The organism is Conexibacter sp. CPCC 205762 (assembly GCF_030646155.1).
Lineage (GTDB): Bacteria > Actinomycetota > Thermoleophilia > Solirubrobacterales > Solirubrobacteraceae > Conexibacter.
Map to the genome: position 1 here is coordinate 86,956 of NZ_JAUTDN010000016.1, position 14,962 is coordinate 101,917.

Annotated in this window: 9 protein-coding genes; 1 reads left to right on the forward strand and 8 read right to left on the reverse strand. The window is 73.0% G+C overall.

Annotated features, from left to right (window positions below):
* Positions 1 to 18: 18 nt before the first annotated feature.
* Genes Q7L73_RS14485 through Q7L73_RS14500 form a run of 4 tightly spaced genes read right to left on the reverse strand, consistent with a single transcriptional unit; the run spans position 19 to position 10,560 of the window.
* Positions 19 to 4,767: a hypothetical protein gene (locus tag Q7L73_RS14485; RefSeq protein ID WP_304694595.1), complete on the reverse strand. Its 4,749-nt coding sequence runs from the start codon at positions 4,765 to 4,767 to the stop codon at positions 19 to 21.
* Positions 4,764 to 6,524, reverse strand: coding sequence for a hypothetical protein (locus Q7L73_RS14490; RefSeq protein ID WP_304694593.1), 1,761 nt, complete (start codon positions 6,522 to 6,524; stop codon positions 4,764 to 4,766). The genes Q7L73_RS14485 and Q7L73_RS14490 overlap by 4 nt, the downstream gene beginning before the upstream one ends.
* Complete coding sequence (locus Q7L73_RS14495; RefSeq protein WP_304694591.1) at positions 6,521 to 8,626, reverse strand: hypothetical protein; 2,106 nt, start codon at positions 8,624 to 8,626, stop codon at positions 6,521 to 6,523. The genes Q7L73_RS14490 and Q7L73_RS14495 overlap by 4 nt, the downstream gene beginning before the upstream one ends.
* Positions 8,623 to 10,560: a PKD domain-containing protein gene (locus Q7L73_RS14500; RefSeq protein ID WP_304694589.1), complete on the reverse strand. Its 1,938-nt coding sequence runs from the start codon at positions 10,558 to 10,560 to the stop codon at positions 8,623 to 8,625. Before Q7L73_RS14500 ends, Q7L73_RS14495 begins: the two co-directional genes overlap by 4 nt.
* 287 nt (positions 10,561 to 10,847) lie before the next feature.
* On the opposite strand from Q7L73_RS14500, the gene Q7L73_RS14505 reads away from it, so the two are divergent.
* Positions 10,848 to 11,231 (forward strand): YidH family protein, encoded by a 384-nt coding sequence (locus Q7L73_RS14505; protein ID WP_304694587.1) that lies wholly within the window; start codon positions 10,848 to 10,850, stop codon positions 11,229 to 11,231.
* A gap of 27 nt (positions 11,232 to 11,258) precedes the next feature.
* Here the strand turns inward: Q7L73_RS14505 and purU are convergent, their stop codons facing one another.
* The 4 genes from purU to rlmB form a co-directional block, all read right to left on the reverse strand.
* Positions 11,259 to 12,161 carry a formyltetrahydrofolate deformylase gene (purU, locus tag Q7L73_RS14510; protein ID WP_304694585.1) on the reverse strand — a complete coding sequence of 301 codons (903 nt, stop codon included), beginning with the start codon at positions 12,159 to 12,161 and terminating at the stop codon, positions 11,259 to 11,261.
* A 91-nt stretch (positions 12,162 to 12,252) separates the two neighbouring features.
* Entirely contained in the window at positions 12,253 to 12,645 is a 393-nt protein-coding gene (locus Q7L73_RS14515; protein ID WP_304694584.1) for a hypothetical protein, read from the reverse strand.
* 80 nt (positions 12,646 to 12,725) lie between these two features.
* Positions 12,726 to 13,382, reverse strand: coding sequence for an RNA polymerase sporulation sigma factor SigH (gene sigH, locus Q7L73_RS14520; RefSeq protein ID WP_370552649.1), 657 nt, complete (start codon positions 13,380 to 13,382; stop codon positions 12,726 to 12,728).
* 376 nt (positions 13,383 to 13,758) lie between these two features.
* Positions 13,759 to 14,962: 23S rRNA (guanosine(2251)-2'-O)-methyltransferase RlmB (rlmB, locus tag Q7L73_RS14525; RefSeq protein WP_304715580.1), on the reverse strand; the 1,204-nt coding region annotated here is incomplete at its 5' end.

Here is a 14,962-nt window from a genome sequence, read left to right on the forward strand (position 1 = left end):
AGAGTGTATTTACGCCGGTCATCGCCCGCGGTGTTTACGCATGGGAGGCCCGTCAGCCCGCGCGACGCTGAGCGCGAGCGTGTCGCCGTCGCGTGACCGGCCGCGGCGGATCGTCACGCCGGCGATCGCCCCGAGCAGCGCGATGCCCGCGAGGTAGGCCGGGAACAGGTCCCGGTGCGGCTGCTCGTACGCGGCCATGTTGTGAGCCATGTCGACCGCGACCTCTTCCTCTCTCTTCTCCTCCGGAGCGACCGCGGTCTGCGTGACCTGACCGGAGACGGGCGAGGTGCCGCTCGGCGGGCTCGGGCGCGCCGACGGCGGTGCCGGCGGGTTTATCACCGGGGGGAGGAAGGTGTTGTTCGGCAGCTGCACCAGGAACGGCGGGATGATCGCCGCCGGCAGGAATGGCGGGATCGTCGGCTTCGGTGTCGGCGGAGGTGTCGGCGATGCTCTGACCGCTGGCACCGGCCCGGGCGGCGGCAGGTCGATCGGGAACGAGCCGCCGGCCGGAGTGGTCGGCCCAGGCCCGTCGTCGGGCGTCGGCTCCGGCGGATCCTCTGGCACGGCGGGCTCGGGCTCCTCCGGCGGCGGCGGGTCTTCCAGCGGCACGGTGCCGCACGGCCGTCTGACGCTGCCCTGCTGGACCGTGACCTGCTGCGAGTAGACGAGCCCGCCGGCGCGGACCGAGACCGTCGTGGTGCCTCTGTTGAACGGGCAGAACAACCCCGAGCTCGAATCCGCGATCGGTTTGTCGTTGCTGCCGAGCAGCACCGCGTGGGGATCGGTCGACGCGGGATCCTGCTTGACGAAGTCCCCGATGTCTCTTCTGGAGGAGACGAATTGGTACTCGGGGCGAATGAATCTCGCGCAGTCGCCGGTGACGCAGCGGCTCGGGATCGAGACGTACGGGTCAGGGACGGTCTCCCCCGGCACCGCGTACTTGAAGCCGCCGCGTGGCCGGCGCGCGAGCGCGTCGAACAGCGCTGGGACGCTGCGCTGCAGCAGCGTGCCGTCAGTCGAGTCGAGCGCCAGCTCAGAGATGTTCGGGATCAGCCGCACCGAGATCTTCACCTGGTTCGTCGACGGCGAGTAGCCGCCCGGACCGAAGTCGGCGACAGCAAGCAGGAAGCCGCTCGCGCTGAAGTTGGCGAAGCTGGCCGTCAGCTCGAGCGCCGTGTAGCCGAGCGAGCCGGTTCCCCACGCCGGGATTCTCTCGCCGCGCGCCGTCAGCTGCTCGGCACGGTTCTCGCCGCTGAGCAGGAAGAAGTAGGCCGACGCGCGGCCCGCTGTGACGTCCGGGCAGGCATCCGGCGTCACGCCGGCCGCCAGCAGCGCCGAGACGGCCGTTGCGTCCGCGGCGATGCCGTTGAGGCCGGGGGTCAGCGGGCGCGAGCCGACGACGATTGCCGGCACCTGGTCCGCGGCGGCTCTGCCGAGTCCTCTGGCAAGCCAGCAGAGCTGCTCGGTGCCGAGCGTCGTGGCGCTGTAGTCGAGCACGAAGACGCGGACGCCACCTCTGCCCGCGGCGTCCGCGGAGTCGAACGTGTAATAGGTCCGCGCCGGGTCGGTTGACTGCAACTGCGGATCGGACGAGATCCCTGCCGCTGCCGCAGCCGTACCGAACGGCGCGCCGAAACCGGTGAAGGCAGCGCGGAACGACGCGGTCGATCCGCTTGCGTCGGCGTCCGGTGCGGTCGCAGCGGCGAAGGTCGGCAGCGACGGTGCGCTCCCGAGCAGTTGCGCGTAGCGGTTCAGCTCGGCGCTGCGCTGCGCGGCGCTCGCGCTCGTCGCCTGCGGGGCGAGGCGGCCTCCGGTGTACAAGAAGGCGCGCACGCCCGCGATGCCTGCCGCCCGCTGCAGTGCTGTCGGCAGCCAGCGATCCGGTCCTGGCGCGGTGTTCGCCAGCCGCGCGCAAAGTGAGGCGCACTGTGCTCCGCCGCCGATGGCGAACGTCGCGGTGTCGCCAGAAGGCGCGGTCACCGGCGCGCTGTCGGTTCCGGGAGGCGCCTGGCCGGTCGCGGGATAGCGCATCACGCCAGCCGTCTGGATCGCCTCGCTCGCTCCGCGCACGGCCGACGACACGACCGATCCGACCTCGCCGCCGACCACCCAGCCGCTGTCGCCGCTCGTCGACAGCGCCATCGCGAGCGTCGCGTCTGGGCGCAGCGGACCGTCTCCGGGTGCGAGACCGAACGACGCATGCTGCTCGTCTCGCCACCCGTCGGCCGTCTCGCGCAGGAGGAAGCCGATCGCCGGCAGCGGGTCCGGCTCGACGAGGAATGGCGGCGCCCCGTCCGGAATCGGTGCTGCCGGGAGGTCGCCCAGTCGGTAGGTGGTGTTGCCGCGTGCCTGCCCGGTCGAGTCGACCGAGACGACGGCGCGGACGCGATCGCCCTCGCGGATCGCCGCGACGGCCGCGAAGTCGTTGGCCTGGGCGAGCGGCTGGGCCGAGTAGCGCCACGGCTGCCCCGGACCGTCGCGCTCGATCACGACCGCGTCTGCGCCGATGCCCGCCGCGACGGCCCCGCCGTCCGGGAGCCCGGCGACCGTGCGCAGCACGACCGGCACGTTCGGCGACGCCTGAGCGAGCATGCCGGCCGCCTGGTCATCGACCCGCCAGCCGGTGCCGTCGTTGACGACCAGGCCGCTGACCTGCCGCGTCGGATTCGTCGGATCGATGACGCGGTACGTGGCGATCGCTTGCGAGCCCGCAAACGCCAACGAGCTGAACTGCGCCTGCTCGAGCCCCGCCGGAGGCTGATCAGCCTCCCACGACTTCTCGTACCGCAGCAGCGTGCCGTTCTTGCCGACCGCGTAGCCGCGATCGGGGTTGGCGGGGTCGAACGCGACCCCCATCAGGTGCTCCTTGAAGTTGAGCGGCTTGCCGGGATCCGGCTCCCACAGCCCGGTCACCGACCGCCAGCGCCACATCGCGCCGTCGTCCCCGACCGCGAACGCGAGGTCGGGCGTCGGCCATGCGACCGCTCGCAGCGTCGGCGTCGCGCGCGTGTCGTTGCCGTCGAGCAGGAACTCGGGTCGCCAGCCGCTGCCCGGCGCGTAGCGCGCCACCTGTCCCCCGTCGCCGACCGCAAGCGCTCCGGCGTCGGCCGCGCCGACCGGCTTCCCCGGCTCCGGAGCGATCGCCAGCAGCGGCCGCCGGAACGGGACCGGCCACGCCTCGACGTTCTCAGCGACAGGTGTCGCGGTCACACGCGCCAGGGCGCGGCCGCCGCCGACCCAGCCATCGCTGGACGAGCTGAAGGCGATCGCACCCGTCGTGCCCTGGCTGAGTCCGGCACCCAGCACCAGCTCGAAGCTCGTCCCCTCCAGTCGCAGCAGCTGTCCGTCGCCGTAGCCGGAGACGATCCGGCCTCCGATCCCGCCGTCGCCCGCGGCGAACGCGACGCTGCGGTAGTCGGGCTCGGTACGGTCGAGCCCAAGCGGGTGGGTGCAGAGCGCGGCCCCCGCGCCGGTCGCGTCGCACCAGCTCGCGACGGCGGTTGCATCCGTGCCCGTGCTGGCTCTGACGAAGAGCGTCAAGTCGTGTCTGACGCCGTCGGCGGCGATCGTGCCGTCGACCCAGACGCCGTCTGCCGTCGCGGTCAGGGGCTGGCCACGCTCTCCCGGCGCGATCGTCACACCGGCCGGCACGCTCGCCGGCGCCGACAGCAGCGGGGAGGCGGCGTCGCTGACGCGCACCCATCTCGGGATCGCGGCGCTGATGTCGCGGCGGAACAGCAGCAGCGGCCCATCCGCTCTCGCCGAGCTCGCGAGCAGCCAGGAGTCGCCCGGTCCGGCGCTTGCGAGCGCGACGACGCGCAGGTCGTCGACGCCCGTCGGCAGCTCGATCGGCTCGCGTCTCCACTCGCTCCCGTCCCAATGCAGGACGGCTGAATCGCCGGTTCCCGCAGGCGCCGCGGGAGCCAGCAGCACCCCGGTGCGACCGTTCTCGTCGAGCGGAGCCGCGGGCAGCCGGTCCTCGCTCGGCGCGTAGAGGCGCTCACCGGTCTGCAGCATCGCGGTCGCGGGCCCGGGCGGCACAGCCGCGGTCGTCGCAGTGGTCGTCGTCGGCGTCGTCGCGGTGGTCGCGGTCGTCGCGGTCGGCGTCGTCGCGGTGGTCGTCGTCGGGGTCGTCGCGGCCGGCGGGATCGTTTCGGCCGGCGTCGTCGCCGCGGTGGTCGCGGTCGAGGTCGTCGCGGTCGTCGCCGTCGGTGCGTCGGAATCCTGTGCGAGCGGGTCGGGGTCGTCGGGCATGACCGTCGGCGACGGAATCGCTTTGAACTGACCGCCCGGATCGCGCACGAGCAGCATCGGCACGCCGTCCTCGTCGCTGCCCACCAGCAGGCCGCCGCCGGCTGACGTCATCTGCGCGGCGAGCGCACGCGTTCCGCCGACCCCGGCCGCGAGCCGGAAGCCGGGCAGCACCGACCCGTCAGCTGCCGCCGGTGCCCCGACGACCTGCCAGATCCCGTCGCTGCCGGCGTGCAACAGCACCACCGCCGGCTGTCTGCCGCCGAGCGGCGCCAGCAGCGCGCCGCCGACGAGCACCGGCTGGCCGAGCGGCTGACCGTACGCCCAGACGCTGCCCGGACCCTCGCCCGGCGCGGCGCCGAACGGTGTGATCTTGGTCGCCGGCGCGCCCAGCACCGGCTGTGAGACGAGCGTGTCAGCACGCGCGGCGGTCGCGCTCGCGGCGAACGCGACGACGACGGCAGCCAGCAACCGACCCGCAGCACGGCGGGTGTGGCGTGACAGGCGCATGCTCATCGGCTGCCGCTCGCTCTGCCGGCGGAGACGGACGCTGTCACGGCGACCGCCGCGCCTCTTCTTGCGAGCGGCTTCGCCTTGACGGCGAGCCCGGTCGGCCAGCGGCGGCGGTCGAGTCTGATCCGCAGCGCATGCCGGCCCTTGCCGAGCTTGACGGGCTTCGTCCGCGCGACGACGCGCTTGCGACGGCTCGCGACGATGCTGACGCGGGCGCGAGCGGTCAGCGTGAAGCTGATTCTGAGCGTCGTCGTCCCCTTCAGCAGTCTCGGTGTGCCGACGCGGGTCACGAGCGACCGCACGCGTTGCGGTCTGCGGCTGATTCTGTCGCCGCCGTCGCCGCCTGTGCCCGGCTCCTCGGGCGCCGACGCTCTCCGCTGTCTCGCGAGCGAGTCGTCGATCGGCAGGTCGATCGGCGGCTGATACGGGATGCCGTCGTCGATCGGGCGTGTCGTGATGACGCCCGCGAAAGCGGGATCGGTGTCACGCGCGTGCGTGCTGCCGTCGGTCAGGTGGAACAACCAGCCGCGCGTGGTCGTCAGCCAGCAGTCGTCGGTGGCCGGGCAGGCGAGCTTGTCGGCCGTGCCCTTCGGACCGGCCGGATCGTCGATCGCCGGGACCACGTCGCTGCGCGTGACGGTGCCGTCGGCGGCGATGCGAGCGACCTGCGCCCGCTCGCTCGGCCCGCCGTTCGAGCGGTATGCGACCCACACGGCGCCCGTGCCGGGCTCAGCCGCGATGTCGGTCACAGCAGCGCCTGCCGGCAGCACCTCGCCGCCGCCCGCGGTCAGTCTCAGCTGCACGAAGTCGCCGCCCGCCGGAAGCTGCAGCACGATCGGGTTGGCACGTCCGGCCGCGGCACCCGCGATCGCCCACAGCGTCGAGCCGTCGCTGCTGAGGTCGAACGCGTCGAGGTCGGCCGGCCGGGCTCTCGCGTTCGTGACCGTTCTGCCGAGATCGACCGTGAGCGGCAGGGAGGTGAAGGGATTCGACAGGTCCGGGCTCAGCAGATGCAGGAACGACGGCTGCTCGCCGTCCGGCGCGTCGGGGTTCACCGGGTCCTCGTCGCGGATCGCGACGCTCTCGAAGACGCTGCCCTGGTGGCTCACGAGGTCGAGCACAGCGTGGGCGGGATCGTTGCCCGCCGGAGCGTCGACCGACGGCACAGACGTCAGCCGCTGCCCGTCCCAGTGCAGGTGGAAGGCGCCGAACGGCGGCGGCGACTGCAGCAGGCCGCCGGCGAACCAGCAGTCGTCGGCCGTCGCGCAGGTTGCGGCGTCCATCGGCATGTACGAGCCTGGCTGGCCTTGAGGTGTGGCGTACGAGGCGACGACGCGCCCGCCGGCTATCCGGCAGAGCGAGCGATCGTTGAAACGCAGCGCCAGGTCGCTCTGCTGTGCGGCCCGCTGATCGGCGACGGCCCAGAACTCGTTCGGACCGGACCAGGCGATCCGCCCGTCCTCGCCGCCGCAGACGGTCGCGAGCAGGTGCCACGCGACACCGTCGTAGGCGTAGAGGCCGCGCGGGACCGGCCCGTTGCCGGCTGTTGTCAGCACGCCGCGGTTGGGCGCGACGAAGTCGACGTCGCCGACCGGACCGAGCGGAACCGGGAACGGAGCGGGTGCGACGCCGGCCGGCGGTGGCGGTGCAGCCGGCTGCTCCAGCTGCCAGGTCGCGTCTGCCTGCGCCTGCGTCGTCGCGACCAGCGGCAGAAGGCCGCACACGACGGTTACGACGGCGAGACGGAACACGGACCTCATCTGGCTCCTCTGCTGTTGGAACGGGTGCTGCTGCTTCTGCGCGATCTCGCTCTTCTGCTCGCCTGCTGGCGGAAGCGCACCGCGACGGTGGTCCGCAGCGTTCTGCCGCTGCGCAGCGCGAAGGCGACGGTGACCGTCGCCGCGAGTCCTCTGCCGCGCCGCGTCGCCGCAACGAATCTGCGGCTCGCTCTCAGCGGCAGCACGATCAGGCCCGGCGTACCGGCGACCGCTCGTGCCTGTGCGGCGACGACTCTTCTGGCGCGCGCTCGGCGACGCGCTCTGGCGCCGGTGCTGCTGGTGCGCGCACGCACCACCGTGACGGCTCGCGCCGACAGCTTCCCGGCGCCGGGCACGACGACCTGCAGCGAGACTCGTCCGTCCCGCCGTGAGCTGGCTGTGACGCCCAGCTTCCAGCTCGGTCTCAGCACGACGTTCGCCGGCGGAGGCGAGAGCTGCTCGAGCGGCGGTCCCGGGCCCTGCAGCGGGTCGCTCCAGTCGATGACGAAGACGTCCGCGGCCTCGTTCCCGTCCCCGTAGAAGAGGTCGTCAGCCCCCGAGCCGAAGGCGATCCGGCGATCGTCACCGCTGTAGGTCGGCTGATATGAGCCGTAGGCCAAGCCGCCGGGAGACCCTGTGCCGACCGGATCGCCGCCGAACGTACGGGTCGCCCGGCGCATCGTGCCGGTGCGGAGGTCGACGTCATAGAGGTTGGCTCCGCTGGCGCGCGCGAGCGGCGGGTCGAGCAGCAGCGGCGGCGACAACGGAAAGGCGCCACGCGCGGTCGTGAAGGCGACGTGCGTCCCGTCAGGTGAGATCGAGATCGTGTCGATCGACGCACCGAGCAACGAGTTGGCCGACGAGACCGCCGCCCACTTCGTCAGCGGTCGCAGCGCCTGCCAACGCGAAAGACCTGGCCGCATGTCGACGACGTACGCGTTCGACGCAGCGATCTGATCCATCGGAAGGACAGTCGTGTCACGCAACGGCACTGACGCGAGGATCGCGGTCGTCCAGCCGTCGGCGCTCAACTGCGGCGCTGCCTGCGGCACCGACGGCAGGTCACCGGCCTGGACGAGCGTTCCCGGGACACCTGTCGCGGAGCCGACGCGCAGGATCGCAAACGGTCCGTCGCAGGGGTTCTGCCCGTGGACGACGGCGCTGCCGTCATCCGGCGTGACGGCGCCGTCGGCCGGGCAGGCGGCGTTGAACGGATCGCCTCCACCCGTGACGCGACGCGTCGGCGCCGTGGGGCCGTCAGCGACCCGTCGCCACAACGGCTCGGCATAGCCGTCGCGGTTGATCGGCTGGGCGGCCGCCTCGTTCGCGACCGTCCGCGTCTGTTCGGCGACATAGGCGCCGAACCATGCGACGGTCGTGCCGTCGGCGCTGATCGACGCCGTCGGCGCCATGTTCGCGCGGACCGTGCCGTTCGGCGCGGGCGCCGTCGTCTGCTCGCGGGTCGCTGGATCGATCGCGGTGCTGACGAGGATCGTCTCGCGCGTGTCGAGGCGGCGGACGGCGACCTGGCCGGCCGGTGTCGTCGGCGCGGCGCCGCCGTCGGCGAGGTTCGACGTGCTCGTCACGGTGAAGACGACGCTGCGGCCGTCGGCGCTGATCGCGCCGCGCGGGGCGGTGCGGGAGCCGGCACCGGGGCCGTAGAGCAGACCGCTGTCGGCGCCGTCGAGCGCGGAGGCGAGCGTGTAGGCGCCAGTGGCGTCGGCGGCGAGGTCCATGTCGCGCACGTAGACGTCGTCGGCCGTGTTTCTGTCGAGGTCGGGGGCGAGCGCGACCGCCGTCGTGAACGCGACCCAGCGACCGTCGGCGCTGATCGACGGTGCGCCGGCGCCCTCCGCGACCAGCTCGATCCCACCGTCGCCGACGCGCTTGCGCCAGACGCCGGCCTTGCCGGCATACGTGCCCTCGAAGACGACGAAGCGGCCGTCCTGCGACAGCGCGGGCGCGGTCGCGACCTCGGCCTGCTGGGTCGACGTGGCCGACATCACCTGCGCCGGCCCCCAGTCGGCGCGCGCGATCGGCGAGCCGGCCAGGGTCGTGGCGAAGACGGCGGCGAGCAGGGCGAGGAGCGGTCGGCGCACGCTCATCTGACCGTCACCTCGAGTCCGATCTTCGCCGTCAGGCCGACGCGGTCTCTCGCGCCGACCACGATCCGGTAGCGGCCGGGACGAGCGTAGCTGTGCTGCGCTCTCGCGCGACCGCGCGTGGCCGCGGTGCCGTCGCCCCAGGCGATCGTCGTCGCCGCGGCTCTGACTCTCGAAGCGGCGTCGACGGCGGTGACCGTGACCGTGCGCCGCTTGCCGCGAACGCGCGTGACCTTCGCCGTCGGCGGCGTGCGGTCGACGCGCACGCGCCGCTCGCTGGTCGCGGTCTGCTGGCCGGATCTGTCGGTCGCGATCACCTGCACCTGGTGAGCACCGTCGTCGAGGCCGCGCGGATCGAGCGTCACGCGCGTTCTTCTCAGGCCCCGCGTGCGGACGATGCCGTCGACCGCCAGCTCGTAGCTGAGTCCGCCGGTGACGGAGACCGGCCGGTCCCACGCGACCCGCGCCCGTCTCGGCTGCACCCAGCCGTCCGGCCCGCGCAGCAGGAACTCCGCCGGCGGGGCGTTGACGACCGTCGCGGCGATCTGCACGTCGCCGTCGCCTCCCTGACCGAAGCCGACGATCGCGTCGCCGAGGCCTGAGCTGCCGAGGTTGAGGCCGTTGACCGGCCCGGAGCGGTCGGCGCCGACGGTCGCCGTCTGGAAGGCGCCGGAGGCGAAGTCCTGCCGCACCGCGACAGCGGGCCCGCCGAGCGCGTCGGTCGACGCCCACGCGGTCGTGCCGCCGCCGGAGGGGTCGATCGCAGCCGCGACCGAGCCCTGCTGCGGCGTCGCGCCGAGCTGCCCGGCGACGGGATCGCTGTCCTGCCCGCCGGTCACAAGCGTGATCGCCGGCCCGCTGCTGAAGACCGCGCGGAAGTCGTCCTCGCCGTCGAGTGCGACCGCCGGCAGCCCGAGCTGGCCGCCCGGGGCCGAGCCGATCGTTCTCGCGCCGGTGAATCTCGCGCCGCCGTCCTCGATCTCGAGCGGCAGCCGGTTGATCATCACCTGCGCGGCAGCGGTCGAGCCACCGCTCGCCGGCGCCGCGACGCGGAAGCCGACGACGGCGCTCCCGAACGGCGAGACGGCGACCGCGATCCCATCGGAATCCTCTGCGATCGGCTGGTCGCCGGTTCTGTCCGGGCTGACCGCGAGCACGTCGCCGAGCCGGGCGCCGAAGACACGGCGCGCGTACACGTGCGCGACGCCGCTGGTGATGTCCGGCTCCTGCCAGGCGACGACGGCGTTGCCGCCCGGCGTCGCCGCGATCTGGGGGCCGTTCTGCTCGTTCGGCTTGCGCATCGTCGCCGATCTGTTGCGGTTGACGACGCCGGCCGAGGACCAGGTGCGGCCGTCGAGGAAGGCGACGCGTATCTCGCCGAGCACGTCGCCATCTCGGAGCGGGGTGTAGGCCGTCGTCGTCTGGTCGCCGAGCACGACGCGGTAGGCGACGAACGCGCGACCGGTCGGCGTGATCGAGACCGACGGGTCGATCGCGTTGCCGGCGCGCACGTTGCCGTCGACGACGAGCAGCGGGTTGAAGCCGCTGGCGCCCGGGTCCAGCGACGCCGACGAGAGGCGGTAGCGGACGCTGCCGTCGGAGAGGGTCGCGTACGCCTCGGTCCAGACGGCCAGCAGCCGTCCGCCGCTGGCCGCCGCGATCCGCGGCGAGGAGGCGGCGTAGGGCGAGTCACCGTCGACCCGCACCGGGGCGAACCAGCGCGAGCGCGACCAGCGCGCGGCGAAGACGTGCGGGACGCCGCCGACGAGTCTGCGGTAGACGACGGCGCCGGTGCCGTCGGGCGCCATCGCGGCGTCACCGAAGTCGACCACGTCTCTCGACGCGTCGATCGTCGTCGCGGGCGTGATCACCGCGCCGGCAGGATCGACGCCGCGCGTAAGCACGAGCGTCAACACAGCTGCGGCGATCAGCAGCACGAGGGGGATGTGACCGCTCCCACGCAGGGACCGGCGAGTGTTGTCCGTCGACAGCAAAGAGGGAGACATAAGACCGGGCGCCTTCCCGACGCGACCCAGCAAGCTACTGCTCAGAGACATTGACGTACAGAAGCGTTTACATGGCCATCACACTCTGCCGCACACCTCTGTTGTCTCAAGGAATGGTCGAACGTTGATTGCGTCGTTGAGCGTGCACACGTGCTAGGTGTTGACGCCCGCGAGCGAGCGCCCGGCGGGCCGTCCCCCGCTCCGCTAGCGTCACGCCCGTGACCAGCGACCGCAACCGCGACACGGGCCCGGCCGGCGGCGGCAGCTTCGACTCCGCCGGCGACGCGACGCGACGCACCCACCTCGCCAACGAGCGCACCTACCTGGCCTGGTGGCGGACCGGGCTGGCGTGCATGGCCGGCAGCCTCGGCGTGCCCGCGCTGACGAGCGGCAGCGAGACGCTGGCGATCGTCGCCGGGGTGATCTTCGGGCTGCTGGCGATCTCGTGCTTCGTCTACGGCCTGGTGCGCTACCAGCAGGTCAACGCGGCGGTCCACCGCGGCGAGTACGTGCGGCCCGACGCGCGCATGCTCGCGGCGCTCGCGGGCGTCGGCATCATCCTCGCGCTGCTGGTCGTCGCGATCGTGCTCGTCGACGCCTGACGCGCGGCCGCCGCGCTCCTCGGCGGCCTAGAAGACGACTGTCTTGTTGCCGTGCACCAGCACGCGGTCGGCGAGATGGCGGGCGACGGCGCGCGCGAGCACGCTGCGCTCGATGTCTCTGCCGATCCGCACGAGGTCGGCGACGCTGTCGCGGTGGCTGACGCGGGCGACGTCCTGCTCGATGATCGGCCCCGCGTCCAGCTCCTCGGTCACGTAGTGGGCGGTCGCGCCGATGATCTTCACGCCCCGCTCGCTCGCGCGCCGGTACGGGTCGGCGCCGGCGAACGCCGGCAGGAACGAGTGGTGGATGTTGATCAGCGGCGCATCGACGCGCGCGAGGAAGTCGCCGGAGACGATCTGCATGTAGCGCGCGAGCACGACCAGCTCGAACGGTCCGTGCTCGCCCTGCAGCTGCCGCAGGATCTCAGCCTCAGCCTGAGGCTTCGTGTCTCTCGTGACCGGGACGTGGACGAACGGCACGCCGAAGCTCTCGACGTCGCGCTGCGCGTCACGGTGGTTGGAGATCACCAGCCCGACCTCCGCGTCGAGCTCACCGCTGCGCCAGCGCCACAGCAGATCGAGCAGGCAGTGCTCCTCGCGCGAGACCAGCAGCGCGACGCGCTTGTGGCGACGGGCGTAGGAGATCCGCCAGTCCATCCCGAACTGCTCGGCGACCGTCGTCGCGAACGCGCGCTCCAGCTCTCTGTGGCCGAGGTCGAGCCCGGCGAGGTGGAACTCCATCCGCATGAAGAAGGTGCCGCCGCCGGGCTCGGTCGAGTGCTGGTCGGCGTCGAGCACGTTCGCGCCGTGCTCGAAGAGGAAGCGCGAGACGGCTGCGACGATCCCGCGCCGATCCGGGCACGAGATCAGCAGTCGCGCGGTGTTCGGGCGCCCGTTCGCGCCGTTGGTCTCAGCTTCGTCGTCCGCCATCCTGCGGCTGATCCTACGCGCTGCCCGCCGGCCGCGGTCACACTTCCGTGGCTGCGATCGCCCGCGCTCGCGCGGGCGATCTGCCGGCGCCTCAGCGCTCGTCGACGATGGCCTTCGGGTACCAGCTGCCGGAGCGGCGTCCGAGCGTCATCTGCGTGCTCGCACCGGCGGCGGTCGCGCGGAAGACGGCGAGGTCGGAGTCGGTGCCCGGCTCGTCGACGATCTGGATCAGCTCCAGCTGCTCGAGCTCGGTGCCGGGGCGATGCTCGGCGAAGGCGGCGCGCGCGGCCGCGTCGAGCGTCGTGCGCTCCCAGCCGTGGTCGGTCGCGGTCGCGGCGGCGAGCTGGCGGTCGACGGCGGTGAGGCTCTCGCTGAAGGAGGCGGCGCCGGCGCGGTTGCGGCGCGTCGCGACGACGGCGCCGAGCGCGGCGACGACCAGGAACAGGCCGAGCAGCGCGAGGATGACGATCAGGACGGTGTCCACGCCCGCCATCGTAGACGGACGCGGCCGGAGCGGCAGCGCGGGGTGTGGGCGCGCCGCCGCTCCGTGTCGCTGTTCGAGACCTACAGCAGGACGTTGCGCGCGGCCAGGTGCGTGCCGACCTTGCGCTTGACGCGCTGGAGCGCGTTGTCGACCGTCTTCGTATCGCAGCCGAGCTTGTCGCCGACGGCCTCGTAGGAGTGGCCGTCGAGGTAGAGCGACAGCACGCGCGACTCGAGGTCTGACAGCACGGTCGAGAGGCAGGCGACGAGCGCGCGCAGCTCCTCGCTGCTGATCACCTGGTTGACCGGGTCGTGGACGGTCGGGCCCGGGATCACCTCGTCGAGCGTCGGGTCGCCGTCACCGGTCGCGGACGCGGGCGAGGCCGAGAACGAGACGTACTGGTTGAGCGGCGTGTGCTTGTTGCGCGTCGCCGTCTTGACGGCGGTGATGATCTGGCGCGTGATGCACAGCTCCGCGAAGTTGCGGAAGCTCGACTCGCGATCGGTGCGGTAGTCGCGGATCGCCTTGTAGAGCCCGACGAGGCCTTCCTGGATCAGGTCGTCGGAGTCGCCCCCGGCGAGGAAGTAGGAGGAGGCCTTCAGCCGGACGAAGCCGTAGTAGCGGCGCACGAGTCTGTCGTACGCGTCCGGGTTGCCCTGCTTCGCGAGGGCGATGAGGAACCCGTCGTCAAGCTGGACTTGACCTTGAGGGTTATGGGAGATTCGAGCCACGAGCACACCCTTCTGACGCCCACCTGCTCGGTGTGAGCGTCCTGTCGTAGCGCATTACCTCCCCAGGCGCTGCTACTTGATAGGTCAGGGTGGATCGAAAGCCTCTATGACCCTCGACGAGCCTCAAGCTGAGGTCCACCCTTATCGGGCGTGGAGACTGCCACAGTTATGGAACGCCTGTCAAGCGCTCGCTGCAGGATCGGTTGCAGGCCGGACCTGGGAAAGCAGGAAAGCCCGCCGTCACGGCGGTTTCTGGCGCACGGACGCGACCAGGCAGGGGTGGACGAGCGGGCTCGCGCCCCCCTCCCCCACTCCGCCCAGCGACGCTCGGCGCGCCGCCGAGCGGCGGCGCGCATAGCGCGTCAGTGTCTGCGGCGCCGGCTCAGCCGCGCTTGGCGGCGTCGCGCTGGCGCACGATCTCGTAGACCAGCGCGGAGGCGGCGGCGCTGACGTTGAGCGACTCGATCTGGCCGCGCAGCGGCAGCGCGATCAGCGCGTCGCAGTTGGCCGCGACGCGCGGCCGCAAGCCGCGCCCCTCGGAGCCGAGCACGAGCACGACGCCCGCCCCGGCGTAGTCGACCTGCGTGTACGGTCTCCCGCCCGCGCCCTCGGCGCCGTAGCGCCAGCAGCCGGCGGCGCTGGCCGCGGCGAGGAAGTCGGCGAGGTTGCGCACCTGCGCGATCGGCATGTGCTCGACGGCGCCGGCCGACGCCTTGCAGACGGCCGGCGTCACCTCCGCCGCGCGCCGCTCCGGCATCACGACGCCGGTCGCGCCGGCGCACTCCGCCGTGCGCACGATCGCGCCGAGGTTCTGCGGATCCTGGATCTCGTCGAGCGCGACGATCAGCGGCCGGTGGACTCTCAGCAGCTCGTCGACATAGGCGTATCTGAACGCCTGCACCTGCGCGCAGACGCCCTGGTGGTCGGGCGAGCCGCAGCGGCGCTCGATCCAGTCGTTGTCGGTGACGACGTTGACGTCGACCATGCCGCCGCCCTGCGCCTCCGCCAGCCACGGCTCCTGCGCGGCCGAGGAGGTCGCCCAGACGTGCTCGACGGTCCGCGGCCCGCGCAGCGCCTCGTGGACGGCGTTGCGGCCGTAGAGGACCTGGCGGTCGTCCGGCGGCGTCCACGCCTCGCGCTCGCGTCTGGGGGGCGTCGGCGCGACCTGCGCCAGCCGCTGCTCGGAGCCGCGCGCGCCGGGGCGGCCGGGGCCGCGCACGCCGGGCTCGGCGAGGCCGCGCGCTCTGCGCGCGCGGGCGCTTCTCGCGCCCGGTCCGTGCTTGCCGCCGGCTCTGCGCGATCTGCGCGTCGGCGCACGCTCCGGGCGCTCCTCGCGCCGGTCGCCGAAGCCGCGCCCGCCGCCGTCGCCGCCGTCGAAGCCGCGCCCGCCGCCGGCCGCGTCACCGCCGAAGCCGCGTCTGCCGCCATGACCGCCCGCGCGCCCGCCGGACGCCCCGCGCCCAGCGTCATCGCCAAAGCCGCGCCCGCCGCCGTCGCCGAAACCGCGCCCGCCGCCGGACGCCCCGCGCCCGCCGCCGTCGCCGAAACCGCGCCCGCCGCCGGACGCCCCGCGCCCGCCGCCGTCG

Coding starts and splice junctions, on each gene's coding strand:
- Q7L73_RS14485 (WP_304694595.1), bottom strand. CDS start 4,767: ATGAGCATGCGCCTGTCACGCCACACCCGCCGTGCTGCGGGTCGGTTG.
- Q7L73_RS14490 (WP_304694593.1), bottom strand. CDS start 6,524: ATGAGGTCCGTGTTCCGTCTCGCCGTCGTAACCGTCGTGTGCGGCCTT.
- Q7L73_RS14495 (WP_304694591.1), bottom strand. CDS start 8,626: ATGAGCGTGCGCCGACCGCTCCTCGCCCTGCTCGCCGCCGTCTTCGCC.
- purU (WP_304694585.1), bottom strand. CDS start 12,161: ATGGCGGACGACGAAGCTGAGACCAACGGCGCGAACGGGCGCCCGAAC.